This window comes from Halobiforma lacisalsi AJ5 (assembly GCF_000226975.2).
GTDB classification, from domain to species: domain Archaea; phylum Halobacteriota; class Halobacteria; order Halobacteriales; family Natrialbaceae; genus Natronobacterium; species Natronobacterium lacisalsi.
Genome location: NZ_CP019285.1, coordinates 3,003,634 through 3,030,007 on the forward strand (window position 1 = coordinate 3,003,634; position 26,374 = coordinate 3,030,007).

The following is a 26,374-nucleotide window of genomic DNA, read 5'->3' on the forward strand; positions in this document are numbered from 1 at the left end:
ATGTACGAGCGCACTTTCGGTACCGACTGGGAGACGATCGACGACCGGGACCGGATCGTCCGGCGGGCGTTCGCGCTCGGGGTCGCCAAGGAACTGGGCGAGGAGTTTCCCGGCGAACTGGAGCGACTCAGCGATGAGATCGACACCGCTTACGACCGGAGTTTCGTGGAAATCGCATACCAGAAGGGGCGTGAGAAGGCGGGCAACCTGAAGCCGACCGCCGACGGCGAGACCCACGTCTGGGAGGAACTCGTCGAAGAGAAGACCACGATCGATCCCGACGCCCAGCCCGACGGGGTCGACCTGGACGAGACGATGGATCTGCCCGACCCCCTCGAGGGTATCGACATCGCCCGCTATCAGGTCGACAGCCGGGACCGGGTCCGCCGACCGAGTTTTCTCGAGCGCGACGGCGGGGGCGACCGCGGCTCCGACCCCGGGAACCGGGGGAAAGACGGCGACCGGAGCCCGTTCGGCCACTCCCCGAGCGACGACCGTCGCCGACGGTTCGACGATGGAAACGGGACCGGGAACGGGACCGGGACCGGTGCCGAAGCCGAAGACGGCAATGCCGGCGGTGACGGGGACGCGGACGACGCGAACCCCGGACCCGACGACGAAATCGGCGATGCAGGCCCCTGGGAACCGGACTCGAGCCACGGTGACGAGGAGGCCGACAATCCCGACCGGCCGGATCGCTGACCGGCCTAATCGGACTGCGACGGCCGACTCGAGCGCGAATCGGCCGATTCTACAGCGAACCGACCGCGAAGCGCCCGGTACGCCGGCCCGGCAAGTAACAGCACAGCGCCGAGGCCACAGGCGACGGACAGCGCGAGGCCGAGATCACCGAGGCCGTCCGTCGTGACGGTCGCGGCCGACGCGCCCACGACCACCGCAGCGACAGTCCACGGGAGTTCGCCCGCGACCGTTCCGGCCACGAAGTGACGGAGTCGAACGCCGCTCGCTGCCGCTGCGGCGGTCGCTATGTCCGACGGAATCGGAGCCAGCCGCGAGGCGGTCACCCCCCGAAACTGTCCTGTGGCCCCGTAGTATCGGTCCGCGACGGCACCGGCCCGCTCGAGCAGGGGTTTCGACCGATCGGCGTCGCCAGTACACTCGGAGCGGGAGTCAGCCTCCTCAGCTTCCCCAGAACGGAACCGACGAACGGCGAGGAAGACCGGGAGAACGGTCGCGACCACTCCGAGGAGCGCGATCGGGACGCCGACTGCGATCCCGTAGCCGTAGCCGACGACGACCGCGAGCGGGGTCGTCGGCCAGGCCAGCGCCGGCCGGGCGAGGTAGAGCCCACCCACGACGAGCCCGAAGCGGTACGGATCGGCCGCCAGCGACTCGAGTCCCCCCAGGACGTCGCCGGGAGAGACTGCCAGCCCCGCGAGAACGAGTGCCCCGACGGTCAGCGCGCCGAGGAGCGTACGGATGGATCCTGACGAGGATCGCAGCGAGGGCGGCGACGGCAGGGACGGCGACATCGATTCGACCGCGGATTTCGACTCGAGGACCGAAGCTTTTGTGTCTCCGTCGAACGCCCAGTGTCGTCTCCGGACCTCGAAAGAGAGTAGTCGCTCCGGGCCGACGTCTCCGGCGATGGCCGACGAGGGCGACGAACCGGCGACGGCGAGGGAACCGGACACGACGGCCGGAGCGGGACGGACCGACGACGACCCCGAGGGGGACGACCGCCATCGCCACCGTCACCCCGACGACCGGGTCGAACTCGGGCTCGCCCTCCTCGCGCGACTCGAGCACGAGTCGTTGCCCCTGCCCGAGGCGGTCGACCGGATCGAGACCGTCACGACCGATCCGACCGCCACTCGGACGATCCTCGACGAGGCCGAACTCCGCGGGATCATCGACCGCGAGGACGGGATCGTTCGCCCGAAGAGCCGCCAGTACGTCAGCTTCGATCGCGACGTCATCACCAAGGAGGGCGAGTTCACCTGCCGGCGCTGCGGGTCCGGGCTCTCAACCGGCTATTTCGTCGACCTCGAGGCGGGCGAACTCGGTCCCTTCGGGTCCTCGTGCATTCGAAAGGTGACGGGCCGGGAGTGAGTCCACCGTCGGGCCCGCAGTCGAACGAACCCACCAGAGTTTTGGGTGTCGTCCTCTCTCACACGGATACCGCATGACCGACTTCGGTTCCATCGATCTCGATCGCTTCGATTCTAGACGCTCGACCGTCTACGGCAACCGCGGCATGGTCGCGACGAGCCAGCCGCTGGCCGCCGAAGCCGGGCTCTCGATCCTCCGGGACGGTGGCAACGCCTTCGACGCCGCCGTCGCCACCGCGGCCGCGCTCAACGTCGTCGAACCCACCTCCACGGGGCTTGGCGGCGACGTCTTCGCGCTCTATCGCACCGCCGACGGCGAGGTCGGCGCGATGCGTTCCTGTGGCTACGCGCCCGAAGACGCCACCATCGAGAACGTTCGCGGGACACTCGAGGAGGCCGACGAAGACGAACTCGAGGCGTACTACCCCGAATCCCGCGGCTACGCCGTCGACAGCGACGACGAGGCCGACGACCTCGAGATGCCGTTCCTCGGCCCGCACGCGGTCACCGTTCCCGGTACCGCTCGCGGCTGGGAGACGACCGTCGAGGAACTGGGTCGAAAGTCCCTCGCCGACGTGCTCGAGCCCGCAATCGGCTACGCGACGGAAGGCTATCCCGTCTCGGAGGTCATCGCCCACCACTGGAGCGGTGCCGAGGACCTGTTCACCGACGAACACGCCCGCGAGGCGTACCTCTTCGACGGCGACAGTCCCGATCCCGGACAGACCGTCACGCTGCCCCGACTCGGCGAGTCGCTCCGCAAGATCGCCGAGCGGGGCGCCGACGTCGTCTACGAGGGCGAGATCGCGGACGCGATCGTCGAGGAGATCCAGTCCGCCGGCGGGTTCATTCGCCACGAGGACCTGGCCGACTTCGAACCCGAGTTCGTCGACCCCGTCAGCACGACCTACAACGGGACCGAAGTCTACGAACTCCCGCCGAACAACCAGGGACTGCTCGCCCTCGAGGCGCTGAACATCGCCGAGGAGATCGGCGCGGGCGAGCACGACTACGACTCGGCCGAGCGGATCCACGCCTTCGCGGAGGCAATGAAGCTGGCGTTCGTCGACGGCCACCACTACGTCACCGACCCCGAGTTCGAGGAGATCCCGCCGCTGGCGTCGAAGGAGTACTCCCGCGAGCGCGCGTCCGCGATCGGGAATTCGCCCATCTCGAACCCGGAGGTCGGCGTCCCGAACGCCAACGCCGAGGACGCCGACACCGTCCTGCTGACCGTTGGCGACGAGGAAGGCAATCTGGTTTCCTACATCAACTCCCGGTTCGCCGGCTTCGGGAGCGGACTCGTCGCCGGCGACACGGGCATCGCCCTGCAGAACCGCGGCGCGTCGTTCTCGCTCGATCCCGACCATCCCAACAGCTTAGAGCCCGGCAAGCGCCCGTTTCACACTCTGGTTCCGGCGGTCGCGAAGCTCGACGAGGACGACTGGATGGCCTTCGGCGTCATGGGCGGTTACATGCAGCCCCAGGGCCACCTCCAGGTCGTCTCGAACCTGGTCGACTACGGGATGAACCCGCAGGCGGCGCTGGACGCGCCGCGCTGGCGCTACCGCGAGGACGGGACGATCGGCGTCGAGGAGCGGCTCCCGGCGAAGTCGAAACTGGCACGGAAGGGCCACGACGTCGGCGTCCTCCCGCCCGTGATGTTCGGCGGAGCACAGCTAGTTCGTCGGAAGGGCGACACGCTCGCCGGCGCGACCGAACCCCGGAAGGACGGCGTCGCGATCGGGTTCTGATCGCCCGGAAGGGCCACGACCGGAACCGAATCGATCGCTCGAGGGTCCGTCCGACGGGTACGCTCTCGACCACTCGAGGCCGCTCGAGACCCTCGAGATCCTCGAGAACGGAGAACGCGCGACGACGACTCGACGGACCTCCATCTCGGAACGGCGTCGAGACTCCAGTTCGAACGTGACTGTCGTAAAAGTGCCCGGGGAGGGCTCCGAACCCTCGATCTCCGCATGTCCCAGGTCCGAGGCTCGGCGGTCCTCGTGGGGACACGGAGGCTTCCAAGGCGAACCGCACCGAATCTCTGAACCCTATGAGTGCGGCGCTATGTCCAGCTAAGCCACCCGGGCTCACTCTCCCGTAGTGCGGTCTTTCTCTTTAACCTTCTCATTCGGAATCGTCGTGCAACGGGGACCCACGGATTTATCACAGGCCCTTACGAAAACCGCTGCATGAACGTTCCCGGCATCGTACAGTCTGCTCTCGATGGCGAGGAGATCGCGGCACGAGTTTCTCTCGGCGGCGACGACGAACTCTTCGTTACTTCCTCCAGCACGCTCGTCTATCGCGCGGACGGTCTCCTGAGCGACGAATCTGTCGACGAGTACGGCCACGAAGCCGAACGGCTCACCCTCTCTGAGGGCCGACGCAAGACCAAGTTCACCCTCGAGTATCCCCTCGAGGGCTCCCGGGAGTTCGCGATCCCCTCGGGCAAGACCGACGCCGTTCTCCACCCGGTGCTTGCCGGCGTGCTCAACGGCAACGACATCACCGACCCCGGCGAGACGGTCGTCCAGACCTACCGATTCAGCGAACTCACGCTGATCGTCACCAGCGAGCGGCTGGTCAAACACATCGGCGAGGCAGTCTGGGACGAGGATTACGAGGAGTACCACTTCTCGGACGTGACCAATTTGGCGTTCGAGGACGGCAGCGTCGCAACCCAGATCGTCCTCACCGTCGACGGACGGCCCCAGCGGATCAAGGCCCCCAACGACGAGGCCAACGATCTCCGCGAGCGACTCAAGCGGGCCTTGTTCGACTACCACGACGTCTCCTCGCTCGAGGAACTCAACGAGACGGTCGGCGGCCAAGAGGACGACGACTCCGCGAGCGCCAGCGCCAGCGCCGGCAGTTCCTCGATGGACTTCGGCGACGGCGTCGATCCGCTCGACGCGGATCCGCCCGAGCCCGACGACCGAGAGACCGTCGACGCGGACGTAAACGGCGCCGCACAGGGCCAGGGCCAGCCCGTCGACGGCTCCGGCCAGGGGTCGAACTCGAACGGGGCCATCGGCGCCGCCGACTCGAGCACGCCTCAGAGCCGCAGTACCGCCCAGGAGACCGCTACGGAGTCGACGGCCGGGTCGATCGGTTCGGCGGAGAACGACGCCGGGTCCCGACCGTCGACCGACGAACCGGAGCCCATCGAGACCGGCGACGTCTTCGAGACGGCCGATACGTCTACCGAAACCGCCGACGAACCCGAGCCACGGACGGATCCGGAACTGCTCGAGCGCATCGAAGCCCTCGAGACCGCCGTCGAACGCCAGAGCGACCTCATCGAGCAACAACAGGGGACGATCGAGCAGTTGATCGAGGAGCTTCGGCAGGGCCGATAGTTCGGCCCCAGCCGCGACGAGCAGTAACGGGACGGACGTTCAGTTGCGAGCCGTCTCCGTGTCGATTCGGTCCTCTACCGAGAGCGGCGCGTGTTCGACCCGGTAGCCGGTTCCGGACGTCCAGTCCGAATTACCACGGGTTCCGGTTCCGGTTCCGGTTCCGGTCTCGGAGGGTTCGGCCGCCGTCCCCTCTTCAGAATCGATTCGTTCACTTACGCCCTCGAGCGGGTCCTGGTCGACACCGACGACCTCGCGTAACCGGAGCCCGCGTTCCATCTTCGTCACCACGGGTGTGTCGTAGTACTCCGCCTCGTACTCGAAGCCCTTCCCGGCTTCGCGGCGTTCCTCGACGAACTCGCGGTGGCGCTCCAGCCGCGCCCGCCCGACCGCCCGCGAGAGTTCCGGGACGTCCCCGATCCGGTCCTCGAAGACCTCGAGGAACTCCGGCTCGAGTTCGTACCCTGCGGAGTGTCGCCCGGCGCACATCGCCGCCAGCGTCGTCGTCCCCGTCCCCCAGAAGGGGTCGAGCACGGTGTCGCCGTAGGCCGAGTACATGCAGATCAGCCGGTAGGGGATCTCGAGCGGGAACGCCGCCGAGCGGTCCCGAAGGTCGCCATCGTCGTCGCCGAAGTCGAGGTCCTGCAGTTCGCCCCTGACCTCCGTCCAGACGTCCGAGAACCAGCGGTTGCGCTCCTCCCAGAAGTACGCCGCCTCGTAGCGCCGGTCGGCCTTCGGCTCGAAGCCGCGTTTCGCCTCGCCGTTTCGGAAGATCAGCACGTATTCGTGCTCGAGGGTGACGTAGGCGTTCGGCGGGAGGGTGCCGCTGCCCATGAACTTCGCGGCGCTGTTGGCCGGTTTTCGCCAGAGGACGTCCGGGAGCGGATCGAATCCGCGGGACTCGAAGGCCTCGAGCACGCGGGCGTGGTTGGGGTAGACCCGGAAACTGTCGTCGAGCGTGCGCGTCGCGTCGCCGACGTTGACACAGACGATGCCGCCGTCGACCAGCACCCGCTCGAGTTCGTCCCAGACCCGATCGAGTTGCGCGTGCATCGCCTCGAAGGCCCGACGGCCGTCGCCCGACTCGAGCGCGTCGCCGACCGCAGGATCGAGCTCGGCGAAGAGGTCGTCCCACATCTCGATCATCGGATACGGCGGCGACGTGACGACGAGTTCGACGGAATCGTCCTCGATCCCGGACAGTTCCCGGGCGTCGCCGACGAACACTCGATGGGTCGTCTCCATTGGCTTCACACTGTCGGCGTCGCCCCCTTAGCTCCTTCGTCAGCGAGAGCGGTCGACGGGTCGAGTCCGGACGACGTACAGCCGACTCCTCCTCGACAGTGACCGAATCCCGAACACCGCGAACGTGTATCCCGCTAAAAGCGACCCCGAGTCTCGGGGCGGTTTTACTCCTCGGCTTCGTCCGATTCGGCTTCCTCGTCCCCTTCCATCGCTTCTTCTTCCTCTTCGGCTTCCTGCTCTTCTTCCTCGGCCTCTTCCTCCTCTTCGTCGGACCCGATGTCCGTCGCCGGTTCGAACTCCTCGATCGGCTCCCACTCCTCTTCTTCGCCCTCGGAGAGGCGGCGGCGAAGCAACACGGCAGCGCCGAGCAATGCGAGACCGAGAACGAGCCGCGAGAGCAGCGACGATTCGTCCGCCTCTTCGCTGGGTTCGTCGCCGTCAGGTTCCGCCTCGGCCTCCTCTTCGCTCTCCATCACGTCCTCGATGATCTCGGGCTCTTCGATGTCGACCCCTTCGATGCTCTCGAGCCCCTCGAGTTCCTCGAGCGAGCGCCCGGAGAGGTCCAGATCTTCGGAGCTACGACCCGCCAGGTAGCCAAGCGCCGCACCGAGTCCGAAAACCGCCCCCGCAACCGGGAGTCGGCTCGAGCTCCCGCCTTCGGACTCCTCGACGGCCTCGAGGATCGAGTCCCGCAGCGGGCTGTCGAGTCCTTTACCGACCGCTTCCTTGACGACGACCTCGGACAGCGTCTTGTCCTGTTGTTCCGTTTCCGGCATAATTCGGGTCGACCACTTCCCGGCACATAATCCTGTTCAACGTTTCTACTTGTTCGTGGAGGAACGAACGGCGTTAAAAGCGTCTTACCGTCGGTAAGATCGTATTACCAGCCGGGATTCGTCGACCGTATCCACGGCCAGGAACGGTCTACACCGAGTACGGGAACGCTGTACGGACACCACAAACGGATCATGCCGGCCGTCGCCGACCGTTCGTCGAACCCGACCCACAGTGCCACCGGACGATCGCCTCGAGCGTGCGATGCCTCGATCGGCGAGGGAAATCGATCGTTACCCGCGTATCAAGGGCCTCGATGCCGCGTTCAAATCCTGGTAATGTCTCGCATAACGAAACGGGTAGCGGTGGAAGAACGGGTATGAGCGTCATTCGCCAGCCCGGCGTTCTCGGTCGAGCGACCCGGCGACGGGTCGTCGGGACGACCGCGGCGCTTTCGGCTGCCGCCCTGGAGACGGTCGCCGTCGGGCTCTGGTTCTGGCTGCTCGTGGGGTCGAAAACGACGTCGACGGCGCTTGCCGGGCTCGGGATCCTCTTCTGTGGGGCGCTCCTCCGGACGAGCCTCTTCGAGGCGACCGTCAGCCAACTCGGGGATTTCCTTCACCCGCGACGCCTCGGAGCGGCCGTCGCCTGGACCGCGAGCTGGGTCCTCTGGCTGCTCGTCGCCGACACCGTCGGCGGGATCACCGGCATCGTCGCCGCGACCGCTGGACTCGTCGGCTTGCTCGTCGTCCAGTTCGCGTTCGAACGACGTGCGTTCCGCGTTCGAGGCGGCCGCGGTCTCGTGTCGCCCGCGACCCTCGCCCCAGCGGTCGCCCTCGCCGTCGGCGCGGCCGCCTTGCTCGCCTCGGGACGGGTCACCGAGTGGACGCTCGTCTCGCCACCGATCTCGCTTGGGGTGACGACGTTCGTGATCCGGATCGAGGCGATCCACGTCGGTCTCGTCCTGTTCGCCTTCGCCGCGTTTCTCGCACACAAACAGCGGTTCCAGCGGCTACTTAGCTACGACGGCGAGCGGTTCTGAGCCGATTCGCCGATCGTCACCCCGTCACTTCCCTTCGGCCCCGACGTTCTGGTCGCTCTCGAAGGAATCCGGATCCGGCTCGATCGTCGCGTACTGGACTGCGCGCACGCCAAGCGTCGCGACCCGCTCCTCGAGATCGGGGTCGACGAACGCCCCGTCCTCGAAGGCCGACCCGGATCGCGGGACCGCCGCCTCGTGGGGGATTACCCAGGCGTTGAGCGCCCGACAGACCGAGCGCAGATGCTCGAGCGCCGCCACCGGAAAGGCACCGCCCGAGACGGCGAGCAGGCCGACGGTCTTCCCCTGGAACTCGTCGAAGCCACAGTAATCGAGTGCGGTCTTGAGCGGCGACGAGTACGAGCCGTGGTACATCGGCGAACCGAGCAGAACGGCGTCGGCAGCCCGGATCCGAGCGGCGAGCGTGTCGGCGTCGCCGGCCGCCGAGCGGTCCCGGTCGGCGTCGAACGTCGGGAGGTCGTGCTCCCGGAGGTCGACCAGTTCAGTCGTCGTGTCCGAACCCGTACGCGCTGCCGCCTCGAGCGCACGCTCGAGGGCGATCCGCGTCGTGCTGTCGTCCCGGAGGCTCCCACAGACGCCGGCAATGCGAACGTTTGCCATACGACTGTCGACGACGGCCGGGTGGAAGTCGTTGGTGGCTGAACGCTGAAGCCGGGGTCGACGGCCGATCGGTGGTCGTCCGTCAGTCGTCGATCCGTACGTGCGTGAGGTGGTGATCGCGGAACAGGATCCCGACTGCGGCCGGGTCCCGATCGCGACGCGAGTCGAGGTCGTCGACGTCGACGGTCGTGGAATCGCCCTCGGAGACCGTGCCGTCGCCGTCCCAGTCGGTCGGCTCGGGACTGAGGGGCTCGACGATCACGGCCAGGTCGGCCGCATCGATCCCGTCACCGCCGGCGTGTTCGACGGTGATCTCGTCGTCGTCCGCGTCGTAGTCGACCTCGAATTCGGCGTCCGGGACGACCACGTGGTTGCGGACCTCGCGGGGCTCGTCCGGCACGACCCAGCGGAAGCTCAGTTCGGTTCCGGCCTCGAACTCACCGAGTTCGATCTCGTCCTCCGCCGTCAGCGTGTCGTGTCGATCCGACGGCTGGACGTCGGCGGGTTCGCCGTCGACGAGGATCTCGAAGTTGTCCGCGTCTCGAGTCGTTCGTTCGTGGTAGACGGCGACGAGTCCGTCCTCGTCTCCGTCCCCGTCCTCGCTCCCACGGTCCTCGACGGAAAACGCCCAGCGTGGCTCCGGGGTGAACCGGAAGATCGAGCTCCGGGACGAGTAGTTCTCCCCTTCCTGGACCAGCATGACCGAAATCCTGTCGTCGATTTCGACGTCCTCGAGGACGATACTGTCGCCGTCGGTCAGGCTGTCGTACTCCTGGGCGAACAGGTCCTCGTCGTCGCCGGACGACCTGCTGCCGCGCTGGCTGACGGTCAGATTCGACGGGTCGGCCGGCTGTTCGCCGGTGTAGACGATCTCGACCTCGTCGGTATCGGGGTCGTACTCGGCGTCGAACGCGCGCCGGCCGACGGTGACACGGCCGAGCCCGTACTCGGTGTCGTCTCCGCCCTCCCACACGAGTTCGACCGTCGCGAAGGGATCGGCCTCGACCGTGAGGTCGTCGCCGGGCGCGAACGTCTCGTACTCGTCCGCCGGCTGGACGGGCGCCGGCTCGTCGGCGATCCGAAGCTCGAGGTCGTCGGCATCGATCTCGTCGCCCTCCTCGTAGTCGGCCGTAACTGTCCCCGCACTGTCGTCGTAATCCATGTCGATGCGTGCGTAGGGGCGGAGGACCCGTTCCGTGACGACGACGGGGTCGTCCGGCTCGAGCCACTCGACGGCGACGTGTGTTCCGTGGTCCAGCTCGCCGAGTTCGACCCGGTCGTGTTCCGACAGCGTGTCGGTCACGTCGCTGAACTGGACGTCCGCGGGTTCGTCCTCGACCAGCACGCGGAACTCGTCGGCGTCGCGGTCGATGTCGCCCCAGTACCTCGCGACGACGGTTTCCTCGCGCCGCGAGAGGTGCATTCTGGGCGGACGAACTCTGACGGACGACAGCGATCGCTGGCCACGGTTCGGATTGGCCGGTACCGACAGCTCCAGGGAGACGCGGTCACCAAGGGTGACGCCGTCGACCGTGATCGTCTCGCCGTCGACAAGCGGTCCGTCGACGTCGAGATCACCCCGATCCAGATCGTACGAGCCGTCGTCGTCGCTCCGGTGGACGAGCTCGACGAGGTCGGAATCGACCTCGAGGCCGCCGGTGTAGGTGAACTCGACCGTCTCCTCGTCGGGGTCGTACTGCCCGTCGAACGACTCCGCGCCGACGACAGTCGTATCGTAGTAGTAGTAGACGTCCGCTTCCTCGTCGAACCAGCGCAGTCCGACGTCCGCGAGCGGACCGGTCTCGAGTTCGAAGGTATCTCCCTCCGTGAACGTGGCATACTCGTCGGCGAGCTGGTCGTCGGCGAGGTCGCCGTCGCGCCAGACCTCGAGCGAGTCGGTCTCGATCGGCTCCCCGCCGACGTGTTCGAACGTCACGACGCCTTCGTCGGCGTTCGAGCGAGCCCGAACGCGCGCATCGGGTGCAGCCTCGCGGTCGCGTTCCGGGGGTTGCTCGACCACCGCCTGGACGTAGACCACGTCGTCCGACCGATCGATCGACGTCTCGAGGATTTCGTTCCGCTCGATCGACTCGACTCGGTCGACGATCCACTCGTCGTCGACGTGGGCTCCGGCGTCGGGATCGAGGTGAAGGACGTAGTCGTTTTCGAGGGTGTCGCTGTCGTCCTCGCGAGCCATCGGCGCGGTCTCGAGACCCACGCCGAACGCCTCGACGACGTCGCCGTCGAACTCGTTGTGGGGTACCTCGGAGACGTCCGGGACGAAGGTGACGTACGACTTCGACTCGAGGTGATCGAACGTGGTGCTGGCCGTCTCGGGATCGGCGAGGATCGTCTCGGTGTCCTCGTCGTCGGCGGCCTCGAGGGCAGCGTCGACGATTTCGTCGCCGTCGTCGCCGGTCGCGACCACGAGCGCGCCTTCGGCGGCCGCGACCGGTTCGTCGTCGACCTCACCGACCGTCCAGCCGTCGAGGTCCGCGTCGTCGCCGACGTCGGGCGCGTCGAACTCGCCAGCGACGACGCTGAGTCGCGTCTCGTCGTCGGTGACGACCACGACCAGCTCGGCGACTGCGTCGGCGTCGATATCCAGTTCCTCGAGCACCTCGTGTCCGCCCAGATAGAGGGGAGTGGAACCGGCGTCGTCCACTCGCGAGTAGACGACGTGTCGGTAGTTCGCGTCGAGGGCCGATTCGCCGGGGACCAGTTCGAGTACGGACTCGAGATCGGACGGGAGGGAGGGCCGATCGTCGTCGGCGTCCGTCGCTGCGCCGGTGTACCCGGAGAGGGCGATCGCTGCGACGGTACCGCTGCCGACGATCATTTCACGTCTTCGCATACCGATCCGTTCCGTACCTTTCCCCTTCAATCCATTGGAAAGCTAAAACGTATATTTTACCGATATTTCACGAGAGGTAATCACACACTCGACGAGACGGACCGAGCCGACGTCCGGAAGCGATATCGACCGTTAGCGGCGCAGACGCGCGACCACCGACTCGCCGTCTCGATCGAGTTCGACGAGTTCTTCGTCTGCGAGATCTGCGAGGAGTCCCTCGAGCCACTCCCGGCCGTACTCGCCGTCGGGTGCGTAGTCGACCCGGATACGCGGCCCGAGTCGATCCAACTCGAGTTCGTTGTACTCCTTGAGCGTCGAGATGATCCGTCCGCGGAACTGGCGGCGGCTCCCCTCGAAACTGGGCTGGGTGGGGACGTCGGGCGCGGTGAAGTCGCCGGTTTCGTAGGCCGAACACCACTCCCGCCAGGGACAGCCGGCCTCGTCACACCGGGGCGTCTGCCCGCAGGCGACGCCGCCCAGTTCCATGATGCCGTTGTTCCAGACCCGCGACCGCCCCGCGGGCATGAGGTCGTTCGCGGCGTCCTCGAAGACCGAATCGTCGTCCGGAACGTCGAACGCCCGATAAAGGACCCGTTTGACGTTCGTGTCGACGACCGCGTCCCCGTTGTTGAACGCGAAACTCGCGACCGCGTTCGCGGTGTAGGGGCCGACGCCCATCAGTTCCTGCAGTTCGGCGGGCGTCTCGGGGAACTCGCCGCCGTACTCGGCTTCTATCTGGGCGGCGGCTTCGTGGAGATACTTCGCGCGGTTGTTGTAGCCGAGGCTGTGGTCCGTCCAGAAGCCCACGACGTCGGCCCTGTCGGCGGCCGCCAGTTCGGCCGTCGTCGGCCAGCGCTCGAGGAAGGCTTCCCAGGCCTCGACCACCCGGCCGAGCTGGGTCTGCTGGCTCATCACCTCGCTGACGAGGATCGCGTATGGATCGTCGGTGCGTCGCCACGGGAAGTCGCGGTGGTCGTCCTCGTACCACTCGATCAGCGCCGTCCGGACGGCCTCGAGGTCGTCGGGGAACGACGGCTCCGGCGGCGACTCCGTGTCGGTCATCGCCGGAAGTTAGGATGGCGCGGGTTTAGGGGTGATGGTCCGTCCCGCCCGCAAAACCGGTGGCAAACCCCGACGGAGAGCCACAGTCCTAAGCCGCCGGAACCGTTCGATCCAGGTATGCGAACGCTGGCACAGAACGCACGACTGGCACTCTTGCTCGAGGTCGCGGGCACACCAAAGCCGGGTAACGTCGACCGCCGGCGGGACCTCGAGGAGTTGCGGTTCGACCACTTCCTCGCGGGAACGGTCGGCACGGAGCGTGGGCTCGAGCTGGCCCAGGAAGGCGAGCCCGTCGGGCGGGCCTTCGAACGAGCGGTCGAGGGAATGGCGGCCCAGGGCGGCGGTAACACGCAGTTCGGCGCGTTGCTGTTGGTGGTGCCGCTGGTCCGGGCCGCCGCCGGGTCCGAGCCGCTCTCGCCCGGAGCCGCCGAGGACGTCGTCGCCGACACGAGCGTCGCGGACGCCGCGGGTTTCTACCGCGCGTTCGATCACGTCGACGTCTTCGTCGACGAACCGTCCGCCGACCTCGAGCCGCTGGACGTTCGGCGCGGTTCCGACGCCGTCCCCGCGCTCGAGGAACGCGAACTGACCCTGCTCGACGTGATGGAGCGAAGCGTCCCCGGCGACGACGTCGCCCGCGAGTGGACGACGGGGTTCGAGCGCTCGTTCACCGCGGCGGATCGGCTCGCCGAGGCTGACGGCCCGGCAACGGATCGTGCTGCGGCGGTCTTCCTCTCGTTGCTCGCGGAGCGGCCGGACACCCTGGTCGCGAGCCGCCGGAGCGAATCCGTGGCCCGAGCGGTCAGCGACCGCGCGGCTGCACTCGACGAGCGGGACGCCCTCGAGACCGACCCCGACGCCGTCGAGGAGTTCGCCGACGACCTCGTCGAGCGCGGCATCAACCCCGGGACGACGGCCGACCTGACCGCGGCGGGACTGTTCATCGCCCTCGAGAACGGGAGGGTGACGGTATGAGCGAGTCCGGGGCCGACTGGCCCATCTCCCTCTCCGGGGTCACCGAGACCGTCGTCACGACCCTCGGCCCGAACGGGAAGTGGAACGCGGCCGCGCTCGGCCTCTTCGACGGCGACCCCGCCACCGCGACGACGTGGGGGTCGACGCGCACGCGCGGGAACTTCCACCGGCAGGGCGAGGGGTACGTCCAGTTCGTCGACGACCCCGTCGTCTTCGCGGACGCCGCGCTCTCGATCGACGAGTACGACGACCCCGTCCTCGAGGCCGCCTGTGCCTGGACGCGGGTCGATGCGACGCCGATCGAGACCGGAACCGACGCGGGCACCGAATGGGAGCGCTGGGAACTCGAGCCCGTCGAGTCCGCCGTTCTGGAGCGAACCGTGCCGACGATCGATCGCGGATTCGGGGCCGTGATCGAGGCGACGGTCGCCGCCTCACGGCTCGGCATCGACGGCTACGACGACGACGAACTCCGCAACCGCCTCGAGTACTTCGCCGACGTCGTCGACCGGGCCGGCGGTCCCCGGGAGCGAACGGCCCTCGAGCGGGTTCGCACCCACTCCGAGTGGTAGCCCGGACCCGTCCCGAGCGGGCCTTCCGTCCTCGAGTTTTTAACTGATGCCGCGGCCACCGGCGGTATGGTCTTGCACTTCGGACGAGCGACGAACGTCTTCATGAAGACGCTACCATTCGTACTGCTCAGGATCGCCGTCGGACTGGGGCTCGGACTGTTTACCGTGCTCTACTTCGGGGCAGTGGTCTGGATCGGCACCTCGCTGCTCGACGCAGGGACGATCTCCGGCTGGATCGCCGGGATCGGTCTGTTGATCGCCGTCGGCCTGTTCGTCGGGGCCTGGCGACTGGTCAGCAAGTACCTGCTGTACCTGGTCAAGGCCGGCCACATCGCGGTCGTCGTCCACGTCATCGAGACGGGCGACGCGCCGGACGACCAGCTCACGTACGGGACCGAACAGGTCAAAGACCGGTTCGCGGAGGCGAGCGTCCTGTTCGCTGTCGACAAACTGGTGAAAGCGGTCCTCGAGGAGTTCAACCGGAGCGTCGTCTCGGTCGCCGATCGACTCGGTGCCGTCCCGAGCCTCGAAAAACTCGTGCGCCTCGTTGGAAAGGCGATCGCCGTCGCGGTGTCGTACGTCGACGAGGCGATCCTCGCGTACGGGTTCACCGAGGACGCGGCCGACGATCCCTGGCAGTCCGCCAAGGAGGGTGTCCTCCTCTACGGCGAAAACTGGAAGCCGATCCTCGGCTCGACGATGCTGATCGTGATCGGACTGTACGCGGCTGCGGCGGTACTGTTCCTGGCGTTGACCCCGATAGCCAGCGTCCTCGCCGGACTGTCGCCGGCGTTCGAGGTCGCGGGCTGGGTCGTCGTCGCCGGACTCACGCTGACCGTCTACGCTGGCGTCCTCAAACCCTGGGTGAAGACGGTCGTGATCACGACGTTCCTCCTCGAGTCCGCCGACGGGGACCGCCGACCGGACGACGCGATGGCCGACCGGATCGCACGGCGGTCCGAGGCGTTCCAGGAACTCGCCAGCCGCGCCGGCGGCGAGCGAGCGACCGAGGAACAACCCGCGTCCGACCTCGAAACGACGCCGGAAGCGAGCGCCCCGTAACCGACGGGCGACCGGCGATGACGGGCCACGGGCCGGGCCTCGCTCGAGTCGCCGGGTAGCGGACCCGGACGGGCGAAGAGAAAGGGATTAAGACCCTCCCGACGGAATCCACCAACATGGCAATCAAACCGGCCTACGTCAAGAAGACCGGGAACCTCCTCCTGGAGCGGTACCCGGACGCGTTCACGAACGACTTCGAACAGAACAAAGACAGCGTCGAAAAGCTCACGAACGTCGATTCCAAGGGCGTCCGCAACCGCATCGCCGGCTACGTCACGCGGAAGAAAAGCGCCCAGGCGACCGCATAGAGGAGCGATTTGTTCCGTCTCTACCGTATTCTTTCCCCGTAGCCGCTGGTGTCGGCCGCTGGTCGCGTCGCTTTTCGCGTCGAAACGACGAGCAATCAGGAAGCGATACCGAACGGAAACCGTTCGTCGGGGCGCTTAACGGTCGAATCCGGGTTCCATGTACAGCGCGGCATACAGGAACACGACGCCGAAGAACCACGTCATCATCAGCCCGGAGATCCCCATGACGACGTCCATCTCGGTCCCGACGACCGGGAGTTGGTTGCCCTGATACCCCGTCCAGCCGAGGACGAGACCGACGAGAATCAGGAGTCCGCCGGCCGCAGCGGAGCCGATGCTGAATCGGGTCTCGAAGAGGCCGGCCTCGCTCGCACTTGCCGTATCCGTCATCGGGACCACCTCGAGCGGCGACCGATCGATGATCCGGCCGAATCGCAACCGGTTGCGGGAGTGTATCGCTCTTGCATCGATCCATAGGTGCCGCTCCGATCGCTTAATTTCTTCTATGCGTGCCGATCGGGCCACGTCAGTCTGCAGGTCTGCCAGCCCGCCAGCCCGTTAACCAGTCAACCAGTCGGTCGCCGCTCATCAACCGACGACACCTTGGCCGCTATTGACACATATGCCACCGAAACCCAAACGGTTTTGCGGACACAACTCCGAGGGACGGAAAATGGCAGTACGAGTAGGCGTACTCGGCGCAACCGGTGCCGTCGGACAGCGACTCATCCAACTTCTCGATCCCCATCCGGAGTTCGAGATCGCCGCGCTGACCGCGAGCGAGGACAGCGCCGGCAAGACGTATCGACAGGCCGCCAAGTGGCGCGTGGACAGCCCCATCCCGGACGACGTCGCGGACATCACCGTCTCCGCGACCGATCCCGCGGAAGTACCCGACGACGTCGATCTCCTCTTCTCGTCGCTTCCCTCGAGCGTCGGCGCGGACGTCGAACCGGCCTTCTGCGAGGCCGGCTACGTCGTCTCGTCGAACTCGTCGAACGCGCGGATGGCCGACGACGTCCCGCTCGTAATCCCCGAGGTCAACGCCGAACATCTCGACCTCCTCGAGGTCCAGCGCGACGAGCGCGGCTGGGACGGGGCCCTGGTCAAGAACCCCAACTGCTCGACGATCACGTTCGTCCCCACGCTCGCCGCACTCACGGAGTACGGCCTCGAGACGGTCCACGTCGCGACCCTCCAGGCCGTCTCGGGAGCCGGCTACGACGGCGTCAGTTCGATGGAGATCATCGACAACGCCATCCCCCACATCGGGGGCGAGGAGGACAAACTCGAGACCGAGTCCCGGAAGCTGCTCGGCGAGTTCGACGGTGCGGAACTGAGCCACAACGAGGTCACCGTCTCCGCCTCCTGTAACCGCATCCCGACGATCGACGGCCACCTCGAGAACGTCTGGGTCGAGACCGAGGAGGACCTCTCGGCCGCAAAAGCCGCCGAGGAAATGGCGGCGTACCCGTCGATCGACCTCCGGTCCTCGCCGGACCAGCTCATCCACGTCTTCGACGCCCCGGACCGACCCCAGCCCCGGCTGGACCGGACGCTCGGTGACGGGATGGCCGTCGCCGCTGGCGGCCTCCAGGAGACTCCCGACGGACTGCAGTACAACTGCCTCGCACACAACACCATCCGCGGTGCGGCGGGTGCCAGCGTGCTCAACGGCGAACTCCTGCTCGAGAACGGCTACCTGTAAGGGCCGTCCCGCCTCCCCGAAGCTGGCGTCAGGGACGCACCTGATTCTCTAGGTCGATCCCGTCACCGTCGCACTCGGCGAATCGACGGGCGTTCTCGGCGACGATCTCCGCCAGCCGATCGTAGTACTTCGGCGTGTGACCCGCGTTGTGCGGCGTGATCTTGACGTTCTCGAAGTTCCACAGCGGATGGTCCTCCGGTAACGGTTCGGGATCCGTTACGTCAAGCGCCGCCCCGCGGATCCAGTTCGAGCGCACGGCCTCGAGCAGCGCGCCGGTGTCGACGACCGGCCCGCGGGCGACGTTGACCAGGACGGCCTCGGGGTCCAGTGTCACGAAGGCGTCCCGGTCGATCAGCCCTCGCGTCGTCTCCGTCAGCGGACACGCGAGCACGAGGTAGTCCGTCCGCGCGAGCGCCTCGTGGAGCGCCTCGGGATCGAAGCCGATCACCTCGTCCGTCGGCCCGCCTTTCTCCGGCGTGTAGCGAATGCCGACCGTCTCGACGCCGAACGGCTCGAGGCGCTCGGCGACCGCCGTCCCGATCGCACCCAGGCCGACGATCGTCACCATCGACCCCTGGAGTTCGTGGGCTTGGTAGTGTCGCCACTCCCGGCGGCGCTGCCGCCTGTTCCCGACGTGGAACCGCCGCGTGAACCGCAGGATCGATCCCAGGACGTGCTCGCCGATGTTGGGACCGTGAACGCCCGACGCGTTCGTCACCGTCACGCCCCGTTGCTCGAGTCGGTCCATCGGGAGGTGTCCCGTCCCCGCGTAGGCACAGGCGAACACCTCGAGGTTCTCCGCACGCTCGAGGAGGGGCTCCTCGAGCACCATTCCGGTGACGAACTCCGCGTCGCGGATCGACTCCCGCTCGGCCGCCGGTGTACGGGCCAGTTCGACGCTCCCGTCGGGGAGGCGGTCGCGAAGCGCTGCGGCGTACTCCTCTATCGGGACACCGTGGGTCCCCTTGCGGAGGACGAGGACCGATGGGTCCGTTTCGGTACTGATCTCGGTACGCCCTCCTGCGTCGCCGTCTCCGTCGCTCATGTACGTCCACTCGTCCCGCAGGTTCCAAAAGAATTCGTTCCCGTGGGCTGTTCGACCACGGCCCCCGTTCGTTCCTCCCCACTGGATACGCCACCAGCGGTTCGGAGCCACGAATTTCACGCAGTTTAATATGGCCGGCCGAGACCCAACGGAGTATGGAACGCGTTGACGTCGCGATCGTCGGCGGCGGACCGGCGGGCACATCCGCGGCAGAAAAAGCCGCTGCCCACGGTGCCGAAACGGTCCTCTTCGAACAGGGCGTCCCGCGGGAGGACCGTGAGGAGCTCGGTCCCGACTCGACCGACGCTGCCGGCATGCTCGACTACTGGATCGACATCATGGACTTCGACTACCGGGAGATCCCCGACGAGGTGATCCACCGGGAACTCGAGGGCACCGAGTTCATCGGCCCTTCCTCGTCCGTCGAGTTGACGACGACGGGAATCGACTCCAGCTACCCCAACTTCGGGTACACCTTCCACCGGGCCCGCATGGACGACTGGCTCCACGAGCGCGCCGCCGACGCGGGCGCTGACCTCCGTGTCGGCACCGGCGTCTCCGACCTCGAGACCGATCTCCGGGCGTCGAGCCCGAAGGGGCCGACCCACACGCTCACCCTCTCGAACGGCGAACAACTCGAGGCCCAGTACGTCGTCCTCGCGGACGGCCCGCAACGGCGGATCACTCTCGAGGCCCTCGACCAGTTCACGCCCCCCGGCCGGAGCAGTTCCGACTATCTCTCCCCGCCGGAGGCCAACCACATCGCCTACCAGGAGTACCGCGAGTTCCCGCCGGAACTGTTCGAGGAGTTCGAAGACCGACTCAAGTTCTGGTGGGGCCACATGCCGGGCGAAACCGCCTACCCCTGGATCTTCCCCAACGACGGGACGGTCGCCCGCGTCGGGCTGACGATGCCCATCGGGATGACCCTCGAAGACGTCGACAACCCCGGATCGTACAAACTGCTCCGCCCCGAGGACGAACAACTCCCCTCCGGCTCCGAGTACATCCGTCGGCTCCTCGAACTCGAGTACGGGGACGAGTACGACGTCGACGAAGACATCCCGATCGTCGAGGACCGCGGCAAGTCCAGGGGGACCGAAACCTATCCCATCTCCTCGACCCGACCGATCGACTCCCCCGTCGGTGCGAACATCGCCGTCGCCGGCGGTGCGATGGGAACGACCTCCGCCTTCCACGAGGGCGGCTACCACGTCGCCGTCCGCTCGGGCAAAATCGCCGGCCGACTCGCCGGCACCGACTCGCTCGAGAACTACAACGACGTCTGGAAACGCGCCATCGGCGACGAAATCCTTCGGAACATCGCGTTCGCCGACATCGTCGCGGACTACGAGCCCGACGACTGGGACTGGGCCTTCGGCGTCGTCAACGACATGCAGGGCGACAGCGGTGACAACGTCCTGATCTCGAACAAGTACACGGCCGGCCTCGACGCGACCAAGATCCTCGCGAAGTACAAGAAACGAAAGTTCACCTACCGCGACGGCGGCTACGTCCAGATCGCCGAAGACGAGTACCACTACTGAACCGCCCGGTCCGTTTTTCGGACTCACCCCGACGCTCGATAACGTTTAACCGCGTCGACTCCCTACGTCCACTGCGTGCCTTTTGTCCCCGTCCGAGCATACCCATTCGGGTGCGATGACAGTACGGCGAACCCGGGCACGCGACATTCACCACACCCGGCACGAGGGTTAGCCAGCCGACACGGCACGCCGCCACGGGATGACGCTGGACGTTAGTGTTCCGGGTGACATTTTCCGACGGCTCGAACCAGACGCATAGCCCCTGCCTCGCCCTCGGCCGTGAAGAACTCCGCTCACCGTTTCGCCAGTCCGTCGTTCGACCCGCCCGCGACTATTCGGCGACCGAAGTCGACGATCCGCTCGAATCCTCGAAACGACCGCCCGTCGCTTCTAACTCACGCGCCCGTCGAACGAACTCCGCCATCCCCTCGAATCCGGAACCCCGGACCACGTCGTCGCTATGCTCATCGTACTCGATGACGTCGTGGCGCTCGAGTTTCGGCAAGTGTTTGTGGTGCAGAGCGATCGTAATCTCGGTCGTCTCCCCCGAATCGATGGAGTCGATAGGAACATTTCGCTCACGCGAGACGAGGCGATGAGCGAGCTCATTGACCGTCGCATGCTCGGTTTGTAAAAAATAGTACAGGACCTGCCGGCGGCGTGACTCCGATAGCAGCTCGTGTACCGTATCGAGCCACGGACCGTCATTTTCGTTCATACTCGAGGCCTTTATTAGACAGGTGAATAAAGCCGTTTCCAAAAGTATTTGGTATTGACTAGTCGCCACAGTGAACTGCTGGACCCACATCGATATTGGAATCGGGCTCGAAGTGATCGCGAAAGGTACCCCTGCTTGCCCCGGCGGGCATAATATAGCATAAAACCCGATAGCGACTCGTTAGACGTCGCTATCGGGTAATAAGTGTATGAAGTATGAGTGGGGCGGCGAATCGACGTTCCCAGAGGGTCTCCCACTCCAGTAGTTGCCGATACGCAGGCGGGCTTATCTTCCGTGTTCGGGATGGGTACGGGAGGAACCCCGCCGCTCTGGCCGCCTAAATGCCGACTCGCGGAATCGAACCGCCGCATCACCAGCCAGGATCGGTCTGACGATGTCGACCGTAATGTACGTGTAGTCCAGTTCGCGCCTGGACCCGTCTCCGGGCTCCAGTTCCGAGAATGCGGTATGAGTGTGTGGCTCGGCCGATTAGTGCTCGCGGGCTCAACGCCTCGTTGCCTTGGCGCGTACACCCCGAGTCTATCGAACTCCTCTTCTAGGAGTGGCCTCGGTGGTTCCTCGTTTCCAGGTGGGTTTCGAGCTTAGATGCGTTCAGCTCTTACCCCGTGGTGCGTGGCTGCCCGGCACGTGCTCTCTCGAACAACCGGTACACCAGTGGCACCCATGCGTAGTTCCTCTCGTACTATACGCACGTTCCCGTCAGGAACCGTAACACCCCCAATAGATAGCAGCCGACCTGTCTCACGACGGTCTAAACCCAGCTCACGACCTCCTTTAATAGGCGAACAACCTCACCCTTGCCCGCTTCTGCACGGGCAGGATGGAGGGAACCGACATCGAGGTAGCAAGCCACCCGGTCGATATGTGCTCTTGCGGGTGACGACTCTGTTATCCCTAAGGTAGCTTTTCTGTCAGCAATTGGCCGCATCAAGCAGCCTAATTGGTTCGCTAGACCACGCTTTCGCGTCAGCGTCCGTCGTTGGGCCGGACACTGTCAGACTTCCGTATGCTCTTGCGCTCTATCCCGCGTCTCCGACACGGGTGAGGAAATCTTGGGGCGCGCTCGATATCTTTTCAAGCGCGTACCGCCCCAGTCAAACTGCCCGGCTACCAGTGTCCTCCGCCAGGAGTGAGAGTCGCAGTCACCATCGGGTAGTATTTCAATGCTGGCTCGGTGGCCCGCTAGCGCGGGTACCTGTGTACCGCCTCCTACCTATGCTGCACAATGGCGACCACGTCTCAGTGACAGCCTGCAGTAAAGCTCTATAGGGTCTTCGCTTCCCCTTGGGGGTCTCCAGACTCCGCACTGGAACGTACAGTTCACCGGGCCCAACGTTGGGACAGTGGCGCTCTCATTGATCCATTCATGCAAGCCGCTACTGAAGCGGCAAGGTACTACGCTACCTTAAGAGGGTCATAGTTACCCCCGCCGTTAACGGGTCCTTCGTCCCATTGTACTGGGTGTTCAGATACCCGCACTGGGCAGGATTCAGTGACCGTACGAGTCCTTGCGGATTTGCGGTCACCTATGTTGTTACTAGACAGTTGGAGCGCCCGAGTCACTGCGACCTGCCACTTCGCGTGGCAGGCATCCCTTATTGCGAACGTACGGGACTAACTTGCCGAATTCCCTAACGTCGGTTGATCCCGACAGGCCTTGGCTTTCGCCGCCACGAGTACCTGTGTCGGATCTCGGTACGGACAGTGTGCTCGCCTTTTCACGGGCTCTAGGTTGACCTGACTTGCGCTATTCCGCCATTCGCTCGCTTCGTGCCATTACGGCTTCCACGAACTTCGACGGTTCGACTGGGCGAAAGCCCAGCTCAGGCGGCCCCAAAGCGTCAGCTTTGAGTGCACACTGGCACAGGAATATTAACCTGTTTCCCTGTTGACTCACTCGACTTACGGTGAGACTTAGGACCGGCTAACCCTCAGCTGATCAGCATTGCTGAGGAACCCTTACTCGTTCGGCCGTCGGGGTTCTAACCCGACTAACGCTGCTACTATGACCAGGATTTTCGTTACTGAACGGTCCACACGATCTCTCGACCGTGCTTCCACCCGAACAGAACGCCGACCTACGCGATTACCCTGTAACGGGTACGGCTAGGTCTCGGTGGTGGACTTGAGCCCCGATCATTTTGGGCGCCCCGAACCTCGGCCGGTAAGCTGTTACGCTTTTCTTAGAGGGTAGCTGCTTCTAAGCTCACCTCCCGGCTGTCTAGGGCTCGGGACCACCTTCGATCGCACTTAGTCCACACTTGGGGACCTTAACCCAGCTCTGGGTTGTCTCCCTCACGGTACACAGGCTTACCCCGTGCACCGGACTCCCTGCGTCAAACGGCGTTCGTAGGTTCGGAGTTGGACAGGGGGGCGCACTCCTCTCGGAGTGCGGTCCCCCAATCCGTCGCTCTACCCCACGAACTACCTCGGCAGAGGTCATGCTTCGACATGTTTCGGTCGGAACCAGCTGTTTCCGGATTCGATGGGCCTTTCACCCCTAGACATAGGTCACGCGAGGGTATTGTAGGACACCAACGCTAACAGGCCTCCACGTGCCTTTCGGCACGCTTCGCCTTGCCCATGTCTAGATCATCCGGTTTCGGGTCGTACCCGTTTGACTCCCCGCGCTTGAACACGGCGGCCCTCGCAATGCTGCGGCCATGTCGGTTTCCCTACGCCTGCCCCGATACTCGGGTTAGACTCGCCAAACAGGTACACTCCCTGGTTCGTTTTTCAAAACGTACGACGGAACACCGGCTTCCCGATCTTCTTACTGGTAGCTCGCGCTACGGTCATTTTGATCGGGACCTTGTGTGCCCCGTCGCTCTATCGCCAACTGATTTCACGCCCTATTGCACCTCCCTTCGTGGGGTGCTTTTCAGCGTTCGCTCACGCTACTTGTTCGCTATCGGTCTTGAGGAGTGTTTAGTCTTCCCAGTCGATGCCTGGGAGATTCACGAGGAATTTCCAATCCCCGCTACTCTGGAGCTGACTCGTCCGATACTGGTCTGCAATACGGGACTGTCACCCTGTGTCGTGCTCTGTTCCAAGAGACTTCCTGCAGACGGTCGCGGAGTGATCGTCAGTCCGAACACCACATTGCCCGAAGGCTTCGGTTTGGACTGGATCGCGTTCAGTCGCCCTTACTAACGACATCACGTTACGTTTTCTTTTCCTGCCGATACTGAGATGTTTCAGTTCTCGGCGTTCCCCATTGCGCGAAGCAATTGCGGTGGGGATTCCCATTCGGAAATCCTGTGTTCTTCCCCTCCGTGCGGGTCCCACAGGCTTTTCGCAGCTTGGCACGTCCTTCTTCAGCTCTCAAGCCGAGCGATCCACCAGCTGGCACAGTAGCCACGTTCATCGGATCGGGATTGCACTGAAGGTGCAATCTGTAGTGACCCGGGAACGGGTCCAGTGGACGCCTGGACTACACGTACACACGGTCTCATCTGCAACGCTGTCGACTGCAGCGTGCATTAACCCTTCCCAGCCACGTTTGCACGGGCTGGTGCATCGGTTTGCGTTCGGATCGAATCGAAGTGCCCTGTCCCACTTAAGGGACACGATCCTTCGATTCGAGCCGAGTCATGGACCCACTGGGATTCGAACCCAGGGCATCCTCCTTGCAAAGGAGGCACTCTCCCACTGAGCTATGGGCCCACCCCGCCGGCGGAGCCGGCGGGTGCGAAGTGTTAGCCTTGACAGTTCAAAGGTGCCCGATCGGCCCGGCGTGGCGCGATCGAACGTGGAGCGAAGGTGGGCCAGGGCGTCGCCCTGGTCCCGGTCAGTGGAGGTGATCCAGCCGCAGATTCCCCTACGGCTACCTTGTTACGACTTAAGCCCCCTTGCGGAGCCCAGATTCGACCCGGAAACCGGGCCTCATCCGGACCCCACTCGGGTGCTTTGACGGGCGGTGTGTGCAAGGAGCAGGGACGTATTCACCGCCGTCTTCTGAACGGCGATTACTACCGAATCCAGCTTCATGCGGACGAGTTTCAGTCCGCAATCCGAACTACGACCGAGTTTCGGAGATTAGCGTCGCCTCTCGGCGTTGCATCCCACTGTCTCGGCCATTGTAGCCCGCGTGTCGCCCAGCACATTCGGGGCATACTGACCTACCGTTGCCCGTTCCTTCCTCCAGTTTGGCACTGGCAGTCCTCCTAATGTACCCAACCACCACGAGGGTGTTGCTGGCAATTAGGAGTGCGGGTCTCGCTCGTTGCCTGACTTAACAGGACGCCTCACGGTACGAGCTGACGGCGGCCATGCACCTCCTCTCAGTAGCTCCAGTAAGCTCATCAGGCTGACCTTCATTGCTACTGTCGATGCTGGTGAGATGTCCGGCGTTGAGTCCAATTAAACCGCAGGCTCCTCCGGTTGTAGTGCTCCCCCGCCAATTCCTTTAAGTTTCATCCTTGCGGACGTACTTCCCAGGCGGTCTGCTTCACGGCTTCCCTACGGCACAACACAGGCTCGTAGCCTGTGTCACACCTAGCAGACATCGTTTACAGCTCGGACTACCCGGGTATCTAATCCGGTTCGTGACCCGAGCTTTCGTCCCTCACCGTCGGATCCGTCTTCCAGAGGCGCTTTCGCCACCGGTGGTCCGTCCAGGATTACGGGATTTCACTCCTACCCCGGACGTACCCCTCTGGTCTTCCGGTCCCAAGCCGATCAGTTTCCACCGGACGCCCGCACGTTGGGCGTGCGGATTTCCCGACGGACTTGATCGGCCAGCTACGGACGCTTTAGGCCCAATAAGAGCGGCCATCACTCGTGCTGCCGGTATTACCGCGGCGGCTGGCACCGGTCTTGCCCAGCACTTATTCCTGGACCACCTTACGGTCCAGAAAAGCGAGGACTATATGCCCTCGCACTTGGAGTCCCCTTATCGCACTGGCGTGCAGTGTAAAGGTTTCGCGCCTGCTGCGCCCCGTAGGGCCCGGTATCTTGTCTCAGATACCGTCTCCGGGCTCTTGCTCTCACAACCCGTACCGATTACTGGCACGGTGGGCCGTTACCCCACCGTCTACCTAATCGGCCGCAGCCACATCCTCTGGCGCCGGAGCGTTTCAAGCTCGGCCCACTCCAGGTGCCGAGCCGTATGCGCCATTAGCCTCAGTTTCCCGAGGTTATTGCGCTCCAGAGGGTAGTTTGGCCACGTGTTACTGAGCTATCTGCTACGGGTCTGAACCCGTGCAACTAGCATGGCTAAATCGGACTCCAATAGCAATGGCCTCCGGCAGGATCAACCGGAATGCTCTTCCCCGCAATGCGGGGAGGTTGGCGGTGAATGCAATGCACTCACACTTGCTATGGTCCACGTTCGATGACACCGATCGCGGACCGATCGGGCGTCACCGAACTGTCAAGGCTAACA

20 protein-coding genes, 2 tRNA genes and 3 rRNA genes are annotated in these 26,374 nt (G+C 65.1%); 11 read left to right on the top strand and 14 right to left on the bottom strand.

Annotation, left to right across the window (positions count from 1 at the left end; translation table 11 throughout):
* Complete coding sequence (locus CHINAEXTREME_RS14625; RefSeq protein ID WP_007143832.1) at positions 1 to 702, top strand: hypothetical protein; 702 nt, start codon at positions 1 to 3, stop codon at positions 700 to 702.
* 5 nt (positions 703 to 707) lie between these two features.
* Here the strand turns inward: CHINAEXTREME_RS14625 and CHINAEXTREME_RS14630 are convergent, their stop codons facing one another.
* Positions 708 to 1,493 carry a TVP38/TMEM64 family protein gene (locus CHINAEXTREME_RS14630; RefSeq protein ID WP_007143831.1) on the bottom strand — a complete coding sequence of 262 codons (786 nt, stop codon included), beginning with the start codon at positions 1,491 to 1,493 and terminating at the stop codon, positions 708 to 710.
* A gap of 115 nt (positions 1,494 to 1,608) precedes the next feature.
* Here CHINAEXTREME_RS14630 and CHINAEXTREME_RS14635 point away from each other — a divergent pair, with 115 nt between their 5' ends.
* Positions 1,609 to 2,073 (top strand): DUF5830 family protein, encoded by a 465-nt coding sequence (locus CHINAEXTREME_RS14635; RefSeq protein WP_007143830.1) that lies wholly within the window; start codon positions 1,609 to 1,611, stop codon positions 2,071 to 2,073.
* Positions 2,074 to 2,146: 73 nt separating this feature from the next.
* The gene (ggt, locus tag CHINAEXTREME_RS14640; RefSeq protein WP_007143829.1) at positions 2,147 to 3,826 is read left to right on the top strand and encodes a gamma-glutamyltransferase; all 1,680 of its coding nucleotides are present in this window, start codon (positions 2,147 to 2,149) and stop codon (positions 3,824 to 3,826) included.
* A gap of 191 nt (positions 3,827 to 4,017) precedes the next feature.
* On the opposite strand, the gene CHINAEXTREME_RS14645 is transcribed toward ggt, so the two are convergent.
* Positions 4,018 to 4,168 (bottom strand) — tRNA-Met (locus CHINAEXTREME_RS14645).
* A 102-nt stretch (positions 4,169 to 4,270) separates the two neighbouring features.
* Here CHINAEXTREME_RS14645 and CHINAEXTREME_RS14650 point away from each other — a divergent pair.
* Complete coding sequence (locus tag CHINAEXTREME_RS14650; protein WP_007143828.1) at positions 4,271 to 5,440, top strand: DUF7115 domain-containing protein; 1,170 nt, start codon at positions 4,271 to 4,273, stop codon at positions 5,438 to 5,440.
* Positions 5,441 to 5,479: 39 nt separating this feature from the next.
* On the opposite strand, the gene CHINAEXTREME_RS14655 is transcribed toward CHINAEXTREME_RS14650, so the two are convergent.
* Positions 5,480 to 6,682 (bottom strand): DNA-methyltransferase, encoded by a 1,203-nt coding sequence (locus CHINAEXTREME_RS14655; RefSeq protein ID WP_007143827.1) that lies wholly within the window; start codon positions 6,680 to 6,682, stop codon positions 5,480 to 5,482.
* Positions 6,683 to 6,846: 164 nt separating this feature from the next.
* Positions 6,847 to 7,458, bottom strand: coding sequence for a hypothetical protein (locus CHINAEXTREME_RS14660; protein ID WP_007143826.1), 612 nt, complete (start codon positions 7,456 to 7,458; stop codon positions 6,847 to 6,849).
* Between the two features lie 377 nt (positions 7,459 to 7,835).
* Here CHINAEXTREME_RS14660 and CHINAEXTREME_RS14665 point away from each other — a divergent pair, with 377 nt between their 5' ends.
* Positions 7,836 to 8,498 (top strand): hypothetical protein, encoded by a 663-nt coding sequence (locus tag CHINAEXTREME_RS14665; RefSeq protein WP_007143825.1) that lies wholly within the window; start codon positions 7,836 to 7,838, stop codon positions 8,496 to 8,498.
* Positions 8,499 to 8,522: 24 nt separating this feature from the next.
* On the opposite strand, the gene CHINAEXTREME_RS14670 is transcribed toward CHINAEXTREME_RS14665, so the two are convergent.
* The 3 genes from CHINAEXTREME_RS14670 to CHINAEXTREME_RS14680 form a co-directional block, all read right to left on the bottom strand.
* Complete coding sequence (locus CHINAEXTREME_RS14670) at positions 8,523 to 9,116, bottom strand: NADPH-dependent FMN reductase (RefSeq protein WP_007143824.1); 594 nt, start codon at positions 9,114 to 9,116, stop codon at positions 8,523 to 8,525.
* 82 nt (positions 9,117 to 9,198) lie between these two features.
* Positions 9,199 to 11,970, bottom strand: a complete 2,772-nt coding sequence (locus CHINAEXTREME_RS14675; RefSeq protein ID WP_029601744.1) for a type IV pilin N-terminal domain-containing protein — start codon at positions 11,968 to 11,970, stop codon at positions 9,199 to 9,201.
* A gap of 132 nt (positions 11,971 to 12,102) precedes the next feature.
* Positions 12,103 to 13,032, bottom strand: coding sequence for an HhH-GPD family protein (locus CHINAEXTREME_RS14680; RefSeq protein WP_007143822.1), 930 nt, complete (start codon positions 13,030 to 13,032; stop codon positions 12,103 to 12,105).
* Positions 13,033 to 13,149: 117 nt separating this feature from the next.
* Here CHINAEXTREME_RS14680 and CHINAEXTREME_RS14685 point away from each other — a divergent pair, with 117 nt between their 5' ends.
* From CHINAEXTREME_RS14685 to CHINAEXTREME_RS14700, 4 genes are all read left to right on the top strand, one after another.
* Positions 13,150 to 14,007 carry a triphosphoribosyl-dephospho-CoA synthase gene (locus CHINAEXTREME_RS14685; protein WP_007143821.1) on the top strand — a complete coding sequence of 286 codons (858 nt, stop codon included), beginning with the start codon at positions 13,150 to 13,152 and terminating at the stop codon, positions 14,005 to 14,007.
* Complete coding sequence (locus tag CHINAEXTREME_RS14690; RefSeq protein WP_007143820.1) at positions 14,004 to 14,579, top strand: DUF447 domain-containing protein; 576 nt, start codon at positions 14,004 to 14,006, stop codon at positions 14,577 to 14,579. Before CHINAEXTREME_RS14685 ends, CHINAEXTREME_RS14690 begins: the two co-directional genes overlap by 4 nt.
* Before the next feature lie 66 nt (positions 14,580 to 14,645).
* Positions 14,646 to 15,641 (top strand): hypothetical protein, encoded by a 996-nt coding sequence (locus CHINAEXTREME_RS14695; RefSeq protein WP_007143819.1) that lies wholly within the window; start codon positions 14,646 to 14,648, stop codon positions 15,639 to 15,641.
* Positions 15,642 to 15,757: 116 nt separating this feature from the next.
* The gene (locus CHINAEXTREME_RS14700; protein WP_007143818.1) at positions 15,758 to 15,949 is read left to right on the top strand and encodes a 30S ribosomal protein S17e; all 192 of its coding nucleotides are present in this window, start codon (positions 15,758 to 15,760) and stop codon (positions 15,947 to 15,949) included.
* A 135-nt stretch (positions 15,950 to 16,084) separates the two neighbouring features.
* Here the strand turns inward: CHINAEXTREME_RS14700 and CHINAEXTREME_RS14705 are convergent, their stop codons facing one another.
* Complete coding sequence (locus CHINAEXTREME_RS14705; protein ID WP_238593296.1) at positions 16,085 to 16,339, bottom strand: hypothetical protein; 255 nt, start codon at positions 16,337 to 16,339, stop codon at positions 16,085 to 16,087.
* A 283-nt stretch (positions 16,340 to 16,622) separates the two neighbouring features.
* Between CHINAEXTREME_RS14705 and asd the strand changes: the two genes are divergently transcribed.
* Entirely contained in the window at positions 16,623 to 17,657 is a 1,035-nt protein-coding gene (gene asd / locus CHINAEXTREME_RS14710) for an aspartate-semialdehyde dehydrogenase (protein ID WP_007143816.1), read from the top strand.
* Between the two features lie 28 nt (positions 17,658 to 17,685).
* On the opposite strand, the gene CHINAEXTREME_RS14715 is transcribed toward asd, so the two are convergent.
* A complete protein-coding gene (locus CHINAEXTREME_RS14715; RefSeq protein WP_007143815.1) occupies positions 17,686 to 18,702 on the bottom strand; it encodes a D-2-hydroxyacid dehydrogenase in 1,017 nt (338 codons plus the stop codon).
* A gap of 155 nt (positions 18,703 to 18,857) precedes the next feature.
* Here CHINAEXTREME_RS14715 and CHINAEXTREME_RS14720 point away from each other — a divergent pair, with 155 nt between their 5' ends.
* Positions 18,858 to 20,249 (top strand): NAD(P)/FAD-dependent oxidoreductase, encoded by a 1,392-nt coding sequence (locus CHINAEXTREME_RS14720; protein WP_007143814.1) that lies wholly within the window; start codon positions 18,858 to 18,860, stop codon positions 20,247 to 20,249.
* A gap of 331 nt (positions 20,250 to 20,580) precedes the next feature.
* Here the strand turns inward: CHINAEXTREME_RS14720 and CHINAEXTREME_RS14725 are convergent, their stop codons facing one another.
* The 5 genes from CHINAEXTREME_RS14725 to CHINAEXTREME_RS14745 form a co-directional block, all read right to left on the bottom strand.
* Entirely contained in the window at positions 20,581 to 21,036 is a 456-nt protein-coding gene (locus CHINAEXTREME_RS14725; protein WP_238593297.1) for a DUF7344 domain-containing protein, read from the bottom strand.
* A 150-nt stretch (positions 21,037 to 21,186) separates the two neighbouring features.
* Positions 21,187 to 21,308 (bottom strand): 5S ribosomal RNA (rrf, locus tag CHINAEXTREME_RS14730).
* A 130-nt stretch (positions 21,309 to 21,438) separates the two neighbouring features.
* Positions 21,439 to 24,354 (bottom strand): 23S ribosomal RNA (locus CHINAEXTREME_RS14735).
* A 228-nt stretch (positions 24,355 to 24,582) separates the two neighbouring features.
* Positions 24,583 to 24,654 (bottom strand) — tRNA-Ala (locus tag CHINAEXTREME_RS14740).
* A gap of 128 nt (positions 24,655 to 24,782) precedes the next feature.
* A 16S ribosomal RNA gene (locus tag CHINAEXTREME_RS14745) occupies positions 24,783 to 26,253 on the bottom strand.
* The 16S, 23S and 5S rRNA genes sit together here with 1 tRNA gene alongside, the layout of an rRNA operon.
* Between the last annotated feature and the right edge of the window lie 121 nt (positions 26,254 to 26,374).

Excerpts from the sequence above, each read along its gene's own strand:
- CHINAEXTREME_RS14700 (WP_007143818.1), top strand. The coding sequence starts at position 15,758 with ATGGCAATCAAACCGGCCTACGTCAAGAAGACCGGGAACCTCCTCCTG.
- CHINAEXTREME_RS14720 (WP_007143814.1), top strand. The coding sequence starts at position 18,858 with ATGGAACGCGTTGACGTCGCGATCGTCGGCGGCGGACCGGCGGGCACA.
- CHINAEXTREME_RS14660 (WP_007143826.1), bottom strand. The coding sequence starts at position 7,458 with ATGCCGGAAACGGAACAACAGGACAAGACGCTGTCCGAGGTCGTCGTC.
- CHINAEXTREME_RS14705 (WP_238593296.1), bottom strand. The coding sequence starts at position 16,339 with ATGACGGATACGGCAAGTGCGAGCGAGGCCGGCCTCTTCGAGACCCGA.
- CHINAEXTREME_RS14695 (WP_007143819.1), top strand. The coding sequence starts at position 14,646 with ATGGTCTTGCACTTCGGACGAGCGACGAACGTCTTCATGAAGACGCTA.
- CHINAEXTREME_RS14635 (WP_007143830.1), top strand. The coding sequence starts at position 1,609 with ATGGCCGACGAGGGCGACGAACCGGCGACGGCGAGGGAACCGGACACG.
- CHINAEXTREME_RS14630 (WP_007143831.1), bottom strand. The coding sequence starts at position 1,493 with ATGTCGCCGTCCCTGCCGTCGCCGCCCTCGCTGCGATCCTCGTCAGGA.
- CHINAEXTREME_RS14685 (WP_007143821.1), top strand. The coding sequence starts at position 13,150 with ATGCGAACGCTGGCACAGAACGCACGACTGGCACTCTTGCTCGAGGTC.
- CHINAEXTREME_RS14670 (WP_007143824.1), bottom strand. The coding sequence starts at position 9,116 with ATGGCAAACGTTCGCATTGCCGGCGTCTGTGGGAGCCTCCGGGACGAC.
- CHINAEXTREME_RS14675 (WP_029601744.1), bottom strand. The coding sequence starts at position 11,970 with ATGCGAAGACGTGAAATGATCGTCGGCAGCGGTACCGTCGCAGCGATC.
- CHINAEXTREME_RS14650 (WP_007143828.1), top strand. The coding sequence starts at position 4,271 with ATGAACGTTCCCGGCATCGTACAGTCTGCTCTCGATGGCGAGGAGATC.
- CHINAEXTREME_RS14715 (WP_007143815.1), bottom strand. The coding sequence starts at position 18,702 with ATGAGCGACGGAGACGGCGACGCAGGAGGGCGTACCGAGATCAGTACC.
- ggt (WP_007143829.1), top strand. The coding sequence starts at position 2,147 with ATGACCGACTTCGGTTCCATCGATCTCGATCGCTTCGATTCTAGACGC.
- CHINAEXTREME_RS14625 (WP_007143832.1), top strand. The coding sequence starts at position 1 with ATGTACGAGCGCACTTTCGGTACCGACTGGGAGACGATCGACGACCGG.
- CHINAEXTREME_RS14690 (WP_007143820.1), top strand. The coding sequence starts at position 14,004 with ATGAGCGAGTCCGGGGCCGACTGGCCCATCTCCCTCTCCGGGGTCACC.
- CHINAEXTREME_RS14680 (WP_007143822.1), bottom strand. The coding sequence starts at position 13,032 with ATGACCGACACGGAGTCGCCGCCGGAGCCGTCGTTCCCCGACGACCTC.
- asd (WP_007143816.1), top strand. The coding sequence starts at position 16,623 with ATGGCAGTACGAGTAGGCGTACTCGGCGCAACCGGTGCCGTCGGACAG.
- CHINAEXTREME_RS14655 (WP_007143827.1), bottom strand. The coding sequence starts at position 6,682 with ATGGAGACGACCCATCGAGTGTTCGTCGGCGACGCCCGGGAACTGTCC.
- CHINAEXTREME_RS14665 (WP_007143825.1), top strand. The coding sequence starts at position 7,836 with ATGAGCGTCATTCGCCAGCCCGGCGTTCTCGGTCGAGCGACCCGGCGA.